Source organism: Congregibacter sp., assembly GCF_965660375.1.
Taxonomy (GTDB): Bacteria; Pseudomonadota; Gammaproteobacteria; order Pseudomonadales; family Halieaceae; genus Congregibacter.
Map to the genome: position 1 here is coordinate 15,963 of NZ_CBFHZO010000032.1, position 14,026 is coordinate 29,988.

General features: G+C 57.0%; 18 protein-coding genes. 7 read left to right on the forward strand and 11 right to left on the reverse strand.

Going from position 1 to position 14,026, the window contains the following annotated elements; translation table 11 throughout:
- Nucleotides 1–14: 14 nt before the first annotated feature.
- A complete protein-coding gene (locus ACTG3T_RS02735) occupies nt 15–1,970 on the reverse strand; it encodes a putative bifunctional diguanylate cyclase/phosphodiesterase (RefSeq protein WP_439100735.1) in 1,956 nt (651 codons plus the stop codon).
- A 162-nt stretch (nt 1,971–2,132) separates the two neighbouring features.
- Here ACTG3T_RS02735 and ACTG3T_RS02740 point away from each other — a divergent pair, with 162 nt between their 5' ends.
- Nucleotides 2,133–2,546, forward strand: a complete 414-nt coding sequence (locus tag ACTG3T_RS02740) for a nuclear transport factor 2 family protein (RefSeq protein ID WP_439100736.1) — start codon at nt 2,133–2,135, stop codon at nt 2,544–2,546.
- On the opposite strand, the gene ACTG3T_RS02745 is transcribed toward ACTG3T_RS02740, so the two are convergent.
- The 5 genes from ACTG3T_RS02745 to ACTG3T_RS02765 form a co-directional block, all read right to left on the reverse strand.
- Nucleotides 2,515–3,069 (reverse strand): GNAT family N-acetyltransferase, encoded by a 555-nt coding sequence (locus ACTG3T_RS02745; RefSeq protein ID WP_439100737.1) that lies wholly within the window; start codon nt 3,067–3,069, stop codon nt 2,515–2,517. The two genes, ACTG3T_RS02740 and ACTG3T_RS02745, sit on opposite strands and share 32 nt — an antisense overlap.
- Before the next feature lie 22 nt (nt 3,070–3,091).
- A complete protein-coding gene (locus ACTG3T_RS02750; protein ID WP_439100738.1) occupies nt 3,092–4,342 on the reverse strand; it encodes a TAXI family TRAP transporter solute-binding subunit in 1,251 nt (416 codons plus the stop codon).
- Nucleotides 4,339–4,830, reverse strand: a complete 492-nt coding sequence (locus ACTG3T_RS02755; protein ID WP_439100739.1) for a DUF2269 family protein — start codon at nt 4,828–4,830, stop codon at nt 4,339–4,341. Before ACTG3T_RS02755 ends, ACTG3T_RS02750 begins: the two co-directional genes overlap by 4 nt.
- Before the next feature lie 69 nt (nt 4,831–4,899).
- Nucleotides 4,900–5,514, reverse strand: coding sequence for a DNA-3-methyladenine glycosylase family protein (locus tag ACTG3T_RS02760; RefSeq protein WP_439100740.1), 615 nt, complete (start codon nt 5,512–5,514; stop codon nt 4,900–4,902).
- A 16-nt stretch (nt 5,515–5,530) separates the two neighbouring features.
- Nucleotides 5,531–7,078, reverse strand: a complete 1,548-nt coding sequence (locus ACTG3T_RS02765; protein ID WP_439100741.1) for a long-chain-fatty-acid--CoA ligase — start codon at nt 7,076–7,078, stop codon at nt 5,531–5,533.
- A 158-nt stretch (nt 7,079–7,236) separates the two neighbouring features.
- Here ACTG3T_RS02765 and ACTG3T_RS02770 point away from each other — a divergent pair, with 158 nt between their 5' ends.
- Nucleotides 7,237–7,830 (forward strand): DUF4136 domain-containing protein, encoded by a 594-nt coding sequence (locus tag ACTG3T_RS02770; RefSeq protein WP_439100742.1) that lies wholly within the window; start codon nt 7,237–7,239, stop codon nt 7,828–7,830.
- An 80-nt stretch (nt 7,831–7,910) separates the two neighbouring features.
- On the opposite strand, the gene ACTG3T_RS02775 is transcribed toward ACTG3T_RS02770, so the two are convergent.
- Nucleotides 7,911–8,381 carry a hypothetical protein gene (locus ACTG3T_RS02775; protein ID WP_439100743.1) on the reverse strand — a complete coding sequence of 157 codons (471 nt, stop codon included), beginning with the start codon at nt 8,379–8,381 and terminating at the stop codon, nt 7,911–7,913.
- Nucleotides 8,382–8,687: 306 nt separating this feature from the next.
- Here ACTG3T_RS02775 and ACTG3T_RS02780 point away from each other — a divergent pair, with 306 nt between their 5' ends.
- Nucleotides 8,688–9,416, forward strand: a complete 729-nt coding sequence (locus ACTG3T_RS02780; RefSeq protein WP_439100744.1) for a TorF family putative porin — start codon at nt 8,688–8,690, stop codon at nt 9,414–9,416.
- A gap of 75 nt (nt 9,417–9,491) precedes the next feature.
- On the opposite strand, the gene ACTG3T_RS02785 is transcribed toward ACTG3T_RS02780, so the two are convergent.
- From ACTG3T_RS02785 to ACTG3T_RS02800, 4 genes are read right to left on the reverse strand one after another with little or no spacing between them, the layout of a single operon-like run.
- On the reverse strand, nt 9,492–9,950 hold the full coding sequence (locus tag ACTG3T_RS02785) for a periplasmic heavy metal sensor (protein WP_439100745.1): 459 nt from the start codon (nt 9,948–9,950) through the stop codon (nt 9,492–9,494).
- Nucleotides 9,943–10,365 carry a hypothetical protein gene (locus ACTG3T_RS02790; protein ID WP_439100746.1) on the reverse strand — a complete coding sequence of 141 codons (423 nt, stop codon included), beginning with the start codon at nt 10,363–10,365 and terminating at the stop codon, nt 9,943–9,945. Before ACTG3T_RS02790 ends, ACTG3T_RS02785 begins: the two co-directional genes overlap by 8 nt.
- The gene (locus tag ACTG3T_RS02795; RefSeq protein WP_439100747.1) at nt 10,352–10,900 is read right to left on the reverse strand and encodes a sigma-70 family RNA polymerase sigma factor; all 549 of its coding nucleotides are present in this window, start codon (nt 10,898–10,900) and stop codon (nt 10,352–10,354) included. The genes ACTG3T_RS02790 and ACTG3T_RS02795 overlap by 14 nt, the downstream gene beginning before the upstream one ends.
- 28 nt (nt 10,901–10,928) lie before the next feature.
- Entirely contained in the window at nt 10,929–11,390 is a 462-nt protein-coding gene (locus ACTG3T_RS02800) for an EF-hand domain-containing protein (RefSeq protein ID WP_439100748.1), read from the reverse strand.
- Between the two features lie 129 nt (nt 11,391–11,519).
- Here ACTG3T_RS02800 and ACTG3T_RS02805 point away from each other — a divergent pair, with 129 nt between their 5' ends.
- The 4 genes from ACTG3T_RS02805 to ACTG3T_RS02820 all read left to right on the forward strand — a co-directional run bounded on the left by ACTG3T_RS02805 (nt 11,520) and on the right by ACTG3T_RS02820 (nt 13,978).
- A complete protein-coding gene (locus ACTG3T_RS02805) occupies nt 11,520–12,152 on the forward strand; it encodes a class D sortase (protein WP_439100749.1) in 633 nt (210 codons plus the stop codon).
- Between the two features lie 9 nt (nt 12,153–12,161).
- Entirely contained in the window at nt 12,162–12,719 is a 558-nt protein-coding gene (locus tag ACTG3T_RS02810; RefSeq protein WP_439100750.1) for a hypothetical protein, read from the forward strand.
- 101 nt (nt 12,720–12,820) lie between these two features.
- Nucleotides 12,821–13,327 carry a bactofilin family protein gene (locus ACTG3T_RS02815; protein ID WP_439100751.1) on the forward strand — a complete coding sequence of 169 codons (507 nt, stop codon included), beginning with the start codon at nt 12,821–12,823 and terminating at the stop codon, nt 13,325–13,327.
- A gap of 9 nt (nt 13,328–13,336) precedes the next feature.
- On the forward strand, nt 13,337–13,978 hold the full coding sequence (locus ACTG3T_RS02820) for a hypothetical protein (RefSeq protein ID WP_439100752.1): 642 nt from the start codon (nt 13,337–13,339) through the stop codon (nt 13,976–13,978).
- Nucleotides 13,979–14,026 lie beyond the last annotated feature (48 nt).

Genomic DNA, 14,026 nt, shown 5'->3' on the forward strand with positions numbered 1-14,026 from the left:
GTCGGCCGTCCGGCCTACACGATCACCCGATCCCGTTCGGTCTCCAGCAATTTTTTAAAATCACCCAGGCGCAGGGGGCGGGAATACAGATAGCCCTGAAACCGCAGACAGTTGGCACTGATGAGAAAGTCCCTCACGTCCTCGGTCTCCACCCCTTCTGCAATCACCTCCAGATCCAGGGTCCGGGCCATGGAGATAATCGCCCGGACGATGCTGGCATCGCCGGGGTCCGTGAGCACGTCGCGGACAAAGGATTGGTCGACCTTCAAGGTGTCCAGGGGCAGAGACTTGAGATAGCGCAGCGATGAATAGCCCGTTCCAAAATCATCGATAGAAAAACGTACGCCGCGCTCTCTGAGAGACAACATCTTGGACACCGTGTCATCGACGTCCTCAATGAGCAGTCCCTCGGTGAGTTCAAGCTCAACGAGCCCCCGAGGCAGTTGATGCCTTTCCATGGCCTCGAAAATCTTTTCTGAAAAATTCTTCTGTCGAAACTGCCGGGGACTCACGTTGATCGCCAGGGAGAACTCACGATCGCTAAGCTCATCCTTGAGGCTGGCACCCACTCGGCAGGCATTCTCGATAACCCAGTCACCCAGACGGTAGATGAGTCCCGAATCCTCTGCCACGGGGATAAACACGTCAGGGGGAACAAAGCTCCCATCGTGCTGCCATCGGATGAGTAGCTCTGCGCCGCAGATCGCTTCCTCATTGGTGTATTGCGGTTGCAGATACAGCTCCAACCCCTCGTTTGCGTCCAGCGCCCCCCGCAACTGACGCTCCATATCCATACGCTGCGCCAGCGACGCCTGCATTTCGGGTACAAAAAATCGCAAGGTGTTTCGGCCATCGTCTTTGGCGCGATACATGGCCATATCTGCGTGTTTGAGCAGGTCACCCACATCATTGGTGTCATCGGGGAGCAGGCTGACGCCTATGCTCACCGTAATATGTACCTCATTGCCCTTGATATTGATCGGTGCTTCGATAGCCCGAAGCAGGGCTTCGCCCCGACGGCGAACCACCGACACTATATGCTCGCTACCACCCTCTATATCGGTCAGTAGAAGAACGAATTCATCACCTCCCAGGCGCGCCGCCGTGTCGGCTTCGCGGAGAAAGCTACTCAGGCGTTTGCCAACTTCCACAAGAAGTTCGTCTCCGGCGCTGTGACCCAGGGAATCATTCACCCGCTTGAAAAAATCCAGATCAAGAAAGAGCAGTGCGGCCTGGGTGTTGTTACGCTTGGCGCGCGCCAGGGCCTGCCCCAGGCGATCCTGGAGAAGACGCCGGTTCGGCAAGCCTGTTAGCTCGTCAAACAGGGCCTGACGCTCAATAGTGTCTTCGGCCTTTGAACGCAGATAGGTCATCTCCAAACCACCGATCACCGTGAGATTCACCCGCCGCGCAAAGGCAGTCATCATGATGAGATAAAGCATGGCCATGAGTGCCATTACCTGGGTTTCCGGGGATCCTTCCATCAGCAAGCGCACGGTAAAAGGCAGGAGCGATGCTGCCAGAAAAGTAGCGCCAGCCTCGATAAAAGCGGACACGCTGACGATTCCCCCGGCGCACATGCCGGCAATCACAAAGGCCAACAGTGACTGGTTCAGCATGTTTTGGGAGTCATAAAGAAGGAACCCGGCTGCGCCCCAGGCAAGTCCCGACAGCAACACGCCAAGCATCATCTCCCGATACCAGCGTTTTGCCGATGCCTCCCGCTCTGCCTCCGACCTTTTCCGGTAGCGCAGTGTGCAGGCGATGCGGTAAACGGCAATGGTGAGCGTAGCCACACACCAGCTTAAAACCCACCTGCTGTTCTCTGGAGTCCAGAGGAGGAAGGACAGAAGCAGCGTGTTTAGCACCACGGCAAAGACCGAAACAGAAAGGCTCTCGTAAAAAATGTTCAGACGCTCGAGAAAAACCCGATGCTTTAAGTCGTCTGAAACCTGATCATCTTCTGCCACACACGTCACCGTAAGCTATAGCCCCCAAACATTTCTCAGGCGGGTGTTCCGGTCGTCAAAACCGATCTTTTACTGAGTGCGATCTTGACTATACAGTAACGCATCAACGTTTCTGGTATCGCATACCCTGAACTGTACACACCCGAGCGCAGGATTACTTCTATGAATTCGATGGATACGTTACAACGCTGGCACCAGATGGTCCTCAATCAAAATCATGAGGGGCTGTCTGACATCCTCACGGAAGACTGCATCTTCCTTTCCCCGGTGGTGCATACCCCCCAGAGAGGACGCAAGATCACCGCGCTCTACCTCACCGGCGCCATGAACGTTTTTAATGAGACCTTCCACTACACGAAAGAGGTGGTCACAGACGCCCACGCGGTGCTGGAATTCGAGTGCACGGTAGATGGCATTCTTATCAACGGCGTGGACATCATCAGCTTTGCCGATGACGGACGCATTTGCGAATTCCGCGTGATGGTGCGGCCAATGCAAGCGATGCAGATGCTCCACGGGAAAATGGCGGCCATGCTGGAACAGCTCAAGTCGGCGGCGCCGGTGGCCTCACAGTAGAACGCTCGCGAAAATAAACTGCAGTTTCTTCCTCACCAAAGCTGGTCGTCAGCGCAAAGCGATAGCCTGTTTTTGCCGCCACCCTCTTTGAGCGCGGATTGTCAGCGGAAATAATGCAAAAACTGCGCTCCCGGCCTTCTTGCTGATCAAGCCACTGGCAGGCTGCAACCATACCCTCGGTCGCGTAGCCTTTACCGGCTGCGCCCGGATGCAATACCCATCCGGCTTCGGGGTAATGCCCGTCAAAACCGAGCAGACCCCGTTTGAAGTCGGCAAAACCCAGCTGTCCGATGTATCGACCGGTAGCGCGCTCCTCCACCGCCCAGTAACCGAAGCCCAGCATGTCCCACAGGCCTCCGTAGCGCAGTAGGCGCATCCAGACATCCTGGGAGCTTAACGGAGCGCCTGTGATGAAGGCGTACACATCCGGATGCTGCCAGAGAGCCGTCGCTGCCGGGTGATCCTTTTCCAGGTGCCCCCGTAAACACAGACGCTCCGTTAAAATCTGCGGCACCATCGCCATTGATGACTCCAGATAGGTATTGTTACCCGCTATTTTCTGCCGCTTTTAAATGATGACCCGCTTCGGGCGCGGCCTTAAGCTCCCGACGCAAACCCTCGGCCAGCTCGGTGAAAATCCTGAAGCTGTCATCCGCGGCGAGACGCTCGTCGATAAGCGCGGTAAATGCCTCGTTCTCGATGCTCTCAAGTTCACCGAGGAGCCTTGCAGGATCATCAAAGCCCGCGCCCCGACGCAATTCGAGCACGCGGAGATAAAAGTCATCGATACGATCCTTGCGACGGCGCGCGCGCCAGCGTCCAAAGGCCACGGCACCGGTAACCAACAACGCCGCCAGGTAAACCAGAAGATTCAGGGTCTCGGCATAGCGCTCCAAAAATCCCGGCTCGTCGCGGTCAAAATACTGCCGGGCACCGCGATGGAGCGGGAAGGTCAGATCCTGCACGTCGAAATCCGCCCTCATCCAGCGAAAAAGTGCGGGCTCTGCAGCGGCGAAACGTGGCTTTTGCTCCAGTAGAACGCGAGTAAGTTCATAAATCAGGGATTCATCCGTGGATTTGTGGGCAACGAGCAGCATATCTACCGCCAACGCGTCGATGCCCACCTCATTCCCCGGCAGGGAATAGGTCAATGCAGGAATCCGTGTGGAGCGCAGCTGCGGCACCAGGAAGCTGATGCCGTCGATGTAAAACTCCGCACCGGCAGCATCAAACTTTGATAGCGGCACCAGACTAAAACCCTGGGGAAACCACTCGGTGTTGTGAGGGTTGATGGGGCCCACATAGAACAACAGGTCCGGGCGACCAGCATCCCCTTCCTTCCACAGCTCATAGCTTTCGGGAAGCGACTCAGCCCGCTCGAACAACAAATCAAGAACAAGTCGGGCGGTATAAGAGTTGTGCACAAGCTTCAACCTCAATGGTCTCTCGGCCTGCGCAAGGTCATCAATACTCAAATCTTTGCGGGCGGCCAGGTGCACAACGCTTTCATAAAGGGGCAAAACGGTGCGCACACCCGACACAAAGGAGCGGGTGTTTTCTATAATGCCCAGCTGCGCAGAGTCATCAAGCAGCGACTCAATAGGATCATCGCCGTCACCGTAGCTCGCGTCAGGCTCCAGACGAATCCCCGTTTCCTCGCAGACGATGGCCGACAGCGCCGCAAAATTAAGCTGCTGACTGTCCGGTGGGTGCAAACGAAGCGCAGTAGTGGACCATGCGGCTGCTGATAATCCACTCAGGAGCAGGAACCCGACAAATCGCCAGTATCTGTTCAAGACGTCCCCCGGGGTTGTTTTTTGCCAAAACGGGGGCGCCAAACCGCAAGCACCACATTAGCAATCGCAACCCCAAGAATGACCAGGGTGGACTTCCACTCAGAGACGGTTGTGAGGCCGAGAAGCGTCGGGTCAAGCTCCCCTGCCAGAGCCTGGGCTGCCCGCGCCGCTTCCTGAGTGGCAGGCCCCTTTACAGCTATAAGCGTACCTTCAAAGACAGAAACCCCGAGCGCCAGTTTCATCCAGACCCAGCCCTGACTGTGAAAGGCGTCGGTCCAAGCCATGGAGAGAAGTCCGCTTACCAACACCAGACCCAGGGACGGAAACAGTATCCACTGAGCAATCAAACCCATCTGCTCGCGAGCGGTAGCATAGGCCTGCAGAGACTCCACCGGCGGCATGTTTTGCAGCATTAGAAACTGCACCACCAGGGCGCCGGTGATACCGATGCTGCCTATGGTGTGCAAAAATTTCAGTGCCTTGCGCATAAAAGGTAAACCGTATCGACCTGTCCCTACATCATAGCCAGCACCCCGGGGAGCACCAAGCGTTGCCCATTAGCTATGCAGATAATGTCGCCAAAAAATGCCCGTTGCCACGCTGCGATAGGGGCGATAGCGCTCCCCGAGATTTTCGAGCCATAACTTGTCCGGCTTTTCCGGACCGCTTTTTACCGCCCCTGCCGCTTTCACCAGGGCAAGATCGCCCACGGGCCAAAGATCCGGTCGCCGCAGCGCCATCATCAGATAAACATCGGCAGTCCAGTTGCCGATACCCGTAATCGCTGTAAGCAAACCACGAACCTCGTCGTCGGGTTTGCGCCCCAGGGAGCGAATAGGCAAATCCCCGGCGATAATCGCCTCGGCGACCAAGCGGGTATAGCGGGCTTTCTGGCGGCTGACACCGGCGGATCGCAATGCCTTATCAGAAAGCTGGAGGTAGGCTTGTGCGGTGAACACGGGGAGCAAGGCCGCTACTTTGTCGTAGGTGGATTTTGCCGACGCCAGGGACACCTGCTGCTCAAAAATAATATACACCAGCGTGGGGAAGCCGGCGGGCCGGGACTGAAGCGTTGGCGCACCATGACGCGCTACAACGCGCGCAAGGTCCCGATCAGCGGCAATGAGCGTCTCTACCGCCTCGGCATAGCGGGCTTTTGTGAGTCGAGCCATAAGCGGGGTTGCCGCGTTATTCAGCTGTATCTGCCGCAAACTGGTCGCGCAGCAGTCGCTTGAGAATCTTCCCGCTGGGATTACGGGGAATACTCTCTACAAAGCACACCGCTGTCGGCTGCTTGAATCGCGCCAGCCTGCCCTGGCAGAAAGCGATTATCTCTGTGTCTTTCAGGGTTTCATCAGCAGAGACGATGACGGCCAGGGGGCTCTCCCCCCACTTTTCGCTGGGCAAACCAATAACCGCCGCGTCCGCAACACCCTCATGCTGCATCAGCACGTTCTCAATCTCAGCCGGGTACACGTTTTCACCACCGGAGATAATCATGTCCTTCTTGCGGTCGCAGATCGTGACAAAGCCTTCCTCATCCATGGTGGCGATATCACCGGTATAAAGCCAGCCGTCTTTCAGCGTTTCGGCCGTGGCATCGGGACGACTCCAGTACTCCTTCATGATGTGACGACCCCGGAGGAGAATCTCTCCGGTCTCGCCCGCAGGGACCGTCTGTCCATGACCATCCACGATTTTTGTCTCGGTATGAAAAAATGCCCGCCCTGCGGACCCCACGCGAGTTAGGGAGTCCTCACCGACGATCAGGCACCCGGGGCCTGCGCTCTCTGTGAGGCCGTAAACCTGATGGATTTCGATATTGAGGTCGATAAAAGCATTGATTGTTGCCACGGGCACCGGTGCCGCACCGCAGACAATGTTTCGCACACTGGAATAATCGTACTGCTCATATTCCGGGACCTGAAGCATAAAGTTAAGCATCGCGGGCACAGCAAGACTCGTGTCGATGCGCTCGGATTCAAACAGCTGCCAGACTTTCAGAGGATCGAAATCGCGGAGAATAACCACACTGTTGCCTCGGTAGACCGCGCCAATCATCGGAGTCAGAGCGCCCACATGAAAAAGGGGCAGCAACAGCAAATAGCGATCCGTACCGCGAATGTCACCGGTATTGACCATTGTAATAATGGCCCAGAACACAGTTTCGTGGGAGTGCACCACACCTTTGGGCAAGCCGGTGGTTCCCGAGGTATACATAATGAAAAGGTTATCCTCGGGGGCGGCCATCGCTTTGGGCTCATCCGTCGGTTGCTGGGCCAGCAAACGTTCGTAATGGCGGGCAAAATCCGGCGCCTCCGCGCCAACAGCGATCCAATGCTCAACATCACTCCCCGCCGCACCGCGTGCGCGAAGATCCTCCGCAAGGTGGGTAAAGTCAGCATCGAATAGCAACGCTTTTGCGCCACCGTCCTTGAGGATAAACGCCAGCTCATCGGCGGTGAGGCGCCAGTTCAGAGGCATGATCACCAGGCCCGCCTTCGCAGGACCAAAAAAGCTCTCAATAAACTGATGTCCGTTGTAGGCCAACAAAGCAACACGGTCCCCCGGCTCCAACCCCATGCCCGACAGGGCATGACAAAGCTGGTTTGCACGATCGTTCACCGCGCTAAAGGTAAAGCGCCGCTCTGCCTTGACGTCAAAGAGCATCTCCTGCTGGGGACTCACGCGTGCCCGGGTCGTCAAAAAGTGACCAATGTTCATATCTGCTTTCATGCTGTGCTGTCCTTTATTGTGTTTTTGACCCGCATTGCTGACTAGCGTAGACCAGGGCCGACTCCTTTTACACTGGGGCGCCACATTTTAGTCATCAGCGGCTCATGATATTGTGTTGCCGCTTCCAACCTCCATTTAAGTCACTTGAGCTTCCGATAATGAAAACAAACTTCCTGATGTTCGGCACGATGGTACTGGCGATCCTTACAGGCTGCAGTTCCAGCGGCCCGGTAATCGATTATGACAACAGCATTGATTTCTCCGGCTACAAGACCTTTGCGTTTATCAGTGACCACCCTCTGATGCGTGGCGAGGGGGCGACGGCGGCCTCTCCCCTCCTGGAAGGCCGGCTCATGCGAATCACGGAAAACAACATGAACGCCAAAGGTTATCGAATAGTCGACAACCCTGAGGCGGCAGACTTTGCCATCGGCTTCACCTCGGGCGCGCGGGACAAAATCAAAGTGAACAGTTATCCGGAGCCTTATCGACCTTACTACGGCGGTTGGGGCGGATGGGGCGCCCCCTACTATGGTGGCGGCTATGGCGGTGGATCAAATGTTGACGTTCAACAGTATGTGGAAGGCACGCTGGCCATCGACATCTACGATGTAGGAGAGCATAAGCCTGCCTGGCATGGCGTCGCTACGAAGCGTATCACCGATAAGATGCGCAGGAACCCCGACGAATCACTCACGGAAATCGTCAATGAAATCTTTGAGGGATTCCCTCCCGGGTCCATGGCCCCCTGAAACGGACACGAACACCGGGGCAAACCCCCGAATATTCTATTTCCTGAACGGGGGCGCTGACCGCCCCCCCTCAGCGATAGTTACCACTCTCTCCCGCTATCGTTTTCCTGTTCCAGATCAGCCTGCTTGGTCTGTCGCGCTCGCTCGTAGGGTTTTTGCGAGGGAGAACCGGACATGCTGCGAATCGTCAGTCCGCCAATACTCCAACTGCCGTCATCTTCTTCTTGCGCATTAGCCGCTTCCCCTGTAGGGCCGGATGCGTTTTGCGCCCCTGAAGTATCCGATGCCTGTGACGGAGCAGCCAGACTACTCACGGATTCCTCTTTGCTCAGGACATCCCCTGCCGCCCGGTAACGCTTGGACTGGGCCTTGATGCAGGCGGAGCCCGCAGCTGCACGCACCAGGCCTTCAATATCCTCGTTCCACCAGCCGTCTGCACCTGCGCGCATTTCGGCAACGGTGTCCGCAACCACGTCCATGCAGGGGTCGGCAAAACTGGTAAGGGGCTGACAGATTAAAGCACCCACGGTTAGTGTCAGAGCAATTCTCATGATGAAATTCCAGTAAAAGGGGATGAAAGTATAGTCGAGGGCGGGCGCTTCGAAACCCCGGATAAACCGCAGCAAAAACGCACCAAAATGACGCAAGGCGCTCCCTAAAGCAGCCTTATCCTCGAAATACTCGGTAAAGGAATCGTTCGCTTCCTAACTCCCTGTCCCCGCAAACGCCGGCAACAGGGCTCAATTCCAAATCTGGTCTGGTTCTTGCTGAGAGACCTCCGGGCGAATGCTTTGCGGTTTCTTGAGGACCCGCATGGCAACGCGCCGAACACAAATTCAAGGGGAGAGAACACATCCATGCAAAACATGCAAAATCTTAAGCGTTTTGCCGCGCTGACCGCACTGGCCGGCTGTGCAATTGCTGCGCCGACACATGCCGGGGACTTAAGCGCTAACGCCTCCGTCACAAACAACTACATATGGCGTGGCCTCACGCAGACCGAAAACGAATCTGCTGTCCAGGGTGGCATTGACTACTCCGCAGACAGCGGTTTTTATGCCGGAACCTGGGTATCAAACGTCAACTACGGGCCTTCCGACGTTTACTCCTACGAGCATGACCTCTACGCAGGCTACGCCTTCGAGGCTGGCGGTGTGAGCTGGGATGTGGGTTACCTTTATTACAACTACGACAAGGAAGCCAATTTCGACTTTGGTGAGGTATATGCAACCGTTGGTATCGGTGGCTTCAGTGCTTCAGCCTATGTACTGACCAACACCGAAGCTGATGAGGGCCTCGGCCAGGACTTCGGCGCAGGCGGTACCTATTATGTCTCCGCCGACTACGGCTTTGAAGTGGGTGACGGCATTGGCATTGGATTACACGTGGGTTATCACGATGGCGACTTCGCCGAGGCCTTCAACGGCTCTGACGGCGGCTACTACGACTACAACATCAGCCTGTCAAAAGGCGGTTTTGGCTTCATGTTCACCGACACCAACGTATCGGGACCTGCCGCTGACGGCGGTTATGACAACGATCAATACAAGGTCGTGGTCTCTTACTCAGTCGATATCGAGCTCTAAGATTCGCCGCCGGGCTCCAAGCCAGGCTTCCAACTCAGCAACGGACTCGGCGTTTTAGACTCTTGGCCGCCCAGATCACCGGACAGTAGACGGTGCCCTCGGCGGCCTTTTTTCTTTCTGGCCGCGGTGCAAGGCCGCTCTCGCCAGGGCTACCCGTTGGTCCTTCGGTAAGTCCGCCGAGATCTCTAAAAGGTTTTTATGAATAAGGGCCTGATATCGGGCCGCGACATCTCGGGAGTATTTCAGGGCAGACGCCAGTGCCCGAGGATCAAATGTTTCCGCTGCTACAGCCTCGCGCACAGCACGCTGGGCTGTGCGCATCTCCTCCCGTAGGGGACGCACCTCGGGAAACTGCTCGCGCATTTGTCGCCGAACCTTGCGCCGGGTGTCTGGCGATAACTCCTCCGCCATCCAGGCCATGGGCGGCGGCTCTCCCGGCCCCCCCCGTTTCTTACCGATAAAAACACCGGCAATCAGCAGGTTCATCGCGACAGACATCAATAATGCGATAACAATCAGGTTACTTTTATTCATACCAGGCCTCTTCGGTAGTAACCGGCAGCAACAGGTTTTGCTCCTGCAGCGCCCAGTCAGTCACAGACGTCACGCTCTGCGATTCCATGCCTATAGCAAGGCCGAGTAGCAACGGGAATGTCGCGGCCATCACCGGACGCCACCACAGCTGTGGTGGGTAGGGAAAGAGCCAGCGCACAATCCGATCGCTCACAGAGACCGGCAAGGCCGCAAAGATCCTCTGCTCGAGGTTAATCGGATCCGGCCGGTAACTGTCCAGCATCACATCCAGATCCCGAGTTTCAGAAAGCTGCCGCGCAAGGTGCGGAAAGCTCTCGAGGCAGGCGAGCATCTGCTGACGCTGCTCATCGGGCCAGCATTCCTCCTTGCTACCGTAGCTATCCAACAATCCCTCCAGTCGCTCAGGACTCATCATGGTTTAACAACTCCTCTTTTAAACGGCATCGTGCCCTGGCCAGCAAGGATTCCAAGGCATCCACGGAAACGTCCAGCACACTCGCCGCCTCCCGATTGGACAGCCCCTGGTAATGACACATGAGCAACGCACTTCTCTGGCGCTCCGGCAGGCCTTGCAGCGCATCACGCACACGCCGGGCGTTATCTGCAGATTCCGCCACCCTGTCCGGACCCGCCGTCGGCGATTCGAGCTGGCCCTCGTCGTCGGTGTATGACAGCCGGGAATTGCGACGAAAGCTGTCGACGCAGAGATTGTGCGCGATATTGTGTAGCCAGGTGGTGAGACGGGCGCTGCTGCTTTTGAAGCTGCCCGCACGGGTCCACAAACGAAGGAAGGTCTCCTGAACAATATCGTCTGCCGCGCTGTGGTCCGAGAGCATGCGCCGCGCATAGCGGGACAGAGGCTGCTGATGATTTCTCAGCAGTTCGCCAAAAGCGCCCCGATCGCCATTGGCGACGCGGGCGACCAGCAATGCCTCTTGGTCTCTCTCCATAAAGACCGGGGGCTAAGCGCAACCGGGCTCAGGATTGCCCGGAACCCTCGTCACCATGTCGCTTTCGCCACCCTTTGCGCTTGTCATGCATTGCCTTTGCTTCTTCTTCGCTCACAAAGCCATCACCATTGGCATCCATCCGGCTAAAGGCATGATCCTGTGCTTCTGACGCGCTGACCGTACCATCACCGTCGGCATCCATCGCATCAAACATTCCGGTCATACGTGCCTGCATTTTAGCCTGCCGTTCTTCAGAGACCTTCACCGCCACAAGCATTTCGTCGCGGGTGATGGAGCCATCACCATCGGCATCTGCCCATTTGAAGATCTTCGGCCCACCCCGCCCCCCCGGTGGCTGAAACTCCTGGCGACTCACCTGTCCGTCGCCATCAGCGTCCATCATCAGAATGCCACCCCCGGGCTGCGCCAATGTTACTGCTGACAGCAATGCCGCCGCGCCACCCAAAAGAACCAATCGTATTTTTTTCATGCTACTACTCCAAGACATCAATGATCGTTAAGTTCCTCCCGTCATACGCGGTTGCAGGGAAAATCCGTCGGGGACAAAGCCAGCAAATTATGACTTGAGCTAAGCGCGTTCCGGGTCTAGTTTAGGCTTATGACCAGCAGGACAGCGACTAAACCGGACCACGCCCGCCGATTGGTGGAGATCGCCTGTTATCTTGCCGGCGGCCTGCTTCTGGCTTTTGTCGCCGCGGCAATGCTGCGCAGTGAAGTACGTACGGCACAGGCTCTCGATGCCCTCCCCGATATGCAGCTGTGGTCCCCCGGGCGCAAAGAGGCCTACTTCCACGCTATGGATGCGCTGGAGGCGCCGGTTTTGGCGGTACTTCGCGTCCCCGTTCTGAATTTGATGGTACCTGTATATGACAGCGCCAATAAGCTGAACATGGACCGGGGGGCTGGCGTAATAGACGGTATGGCTTACCCCCACGAACCGGGACATATCGGTATTGCGGGGCACCGCGACGGGTATTTTCGGGCTCTCAAAGATGTCACCGTCGGTGACCGCCTGGTCCTGGACACCCTCTACGGCGAACGCCATTTTGTCGTCGAGGACCTGCGTATTATTGAGCCCGAGGAAATAGAGTACCTCCAGGACAACGGGGACCCGCGCCTTACCATTGTTACCTGCTATCCCTTTTATTTCGCCGGGAATGCCCCCCAACGTTTCCTTGTTCGCGCCGCGCCGGTGCAAGGCCCGTCGACCACGGGCCACTCTTCCTCATAGGAGTAACACATGAAAAAGCCGCTCATTGCAGCATCAATCGCGCTGGTACTCAGCGGCCAGGTTCTGGCGCAGGAACCCCCAAGCTGTGACGACCTTGTATGGTCAGCCCAGGTACTGGCCGCCAACCCCGACATAGCCCTGTCCTGCCAGGGCGTATACGCCCGCAACGATGAACTCTACGCCAAAGTCATTATCGAGCTGACCCGAGTGCGCGGTAATCGACTGACCTTTCGCCCCCAACACACAGACGGTTCCCAGGGTGCGCAGCGCAGCATCACCGTTGACAGCAGCTGGCGTGCGAACATCCAGGGGCGGGACTATCGCGCCAGCGAGTTGCTCCCCGGTCAGGAACTCAGTGTCTATATTCCCGAAGACCGCTTTGCCCTGGCCGTGGATGATGGTGCTTTCGATGGTGACGAAGCATTGATAAGCATCGAGGAGGCGACGGTGGTCACCATGCCGAAGACCGCCTCTGAGCTCTACGCTGTCCTGGCCGCGGGTATTGCGTTTCTTGGACTAGGTGCCGCAATGACCGCCCGGCGCCGATTGCGGCGCGCAAGGGCTTGAACTAGGATGAGCCATTGATTTACCACCTGTGGATGTACACCTGCCACCTGCAGCACGCAAGCTGACCAGGGTGGGCAACCAATAAACCAAAGAGCAGAACCATGTTTGAACGCAAAAGCAGCAAACCGCAGACGCCGGACCCAAGTCCCGCTGCAAGCACCGCGCCGGAGCAACCCGCCGTGGCTAAACCAACTACACCGGCTAAACGCACAGAAGGAGTAAACGCAGTGATCGGATCCAAGGTCAAAGTTAACGGCGACATCATGAGTAGCGAAGACCTGCTGGTTGAGGGCGAAGTGACAGGCACCATCACGCTGTCGGAAAATGAGTTGGTCATCGGCTCTTCGGGTCGCGTACAGGCCAATATCAGCGCTAAAACCGTTCGCATCGAAGGCGAAGTCAAAGGCGACATCGATGGCAGTGAGCGTGTCGTTATCTGTGCCTCTGGCAATGTGCAGGGCAATGTGAGCTCTCCCCGGGTAATGCTCGAAGATGGTGGTCGCTTCAAGGGCAGCATCGACATGGGCGGCAGCAAACCCGCCGCAGCGGCTGCAAAACCCGCCGCCGGCGCAAAACCCGAAGTGCACAGTATCGACAAAGCAGGGTAAGCCAACCCCGTGGTCGGTCTGTCCGGCAAGAAGTCCGATCGCGGCGATCCACCGGCGGCAATTACCAGTCGGTTGCTGCCGGTAATGCTTGACGAGAAACGTCTCGCCTCCCTCGGCACTCTGAACATTCTCGACTTCGGCCGCGCCAACAGCGGCAGTCTGGAATTTTTCAATCAATTTTCCTGTCGGCTCTGCGTATTGGATGCAGCGGACTGTCTTCTCGAATGGTCCGCAGGCCTCGAAGCCCGCAGGGAGGACCCGCCCTCAGATCAGCAGATGCAGCTTGAACTCAGCGGTTTATTGTCATCCATGGGCGCGCATCGTTACGACCTTGTATTCTTCTGGGACACACTGAATCACCTGCACGAACAAGCCCTGCCCGCGTTTTCCGGACTTCTGCGACGCTACCTCACCCCCGACTGCCGGGGACACGGATTCATGCTGCATAAACGGGGTACGGAACAGGTGCTCCGGCATATGGGTATGGCCGGCGATAACCTCATCGCGGTACAGAGCCAAAGCGAAACGACGCTCTACCCCCATAATCGTAAGGTAGTGAACGACGCCCTGGGCAGTGACTTACGCATCGACCAGGGCGTACTCCACGGCGACGGGCGCCTCGAATTTCTCCTGGTGAGTAATTCCGCTTAGGGCTGGCCCCGGGTTCTCCATCGATATCTTTCGGGCGTTAGGCAGCCG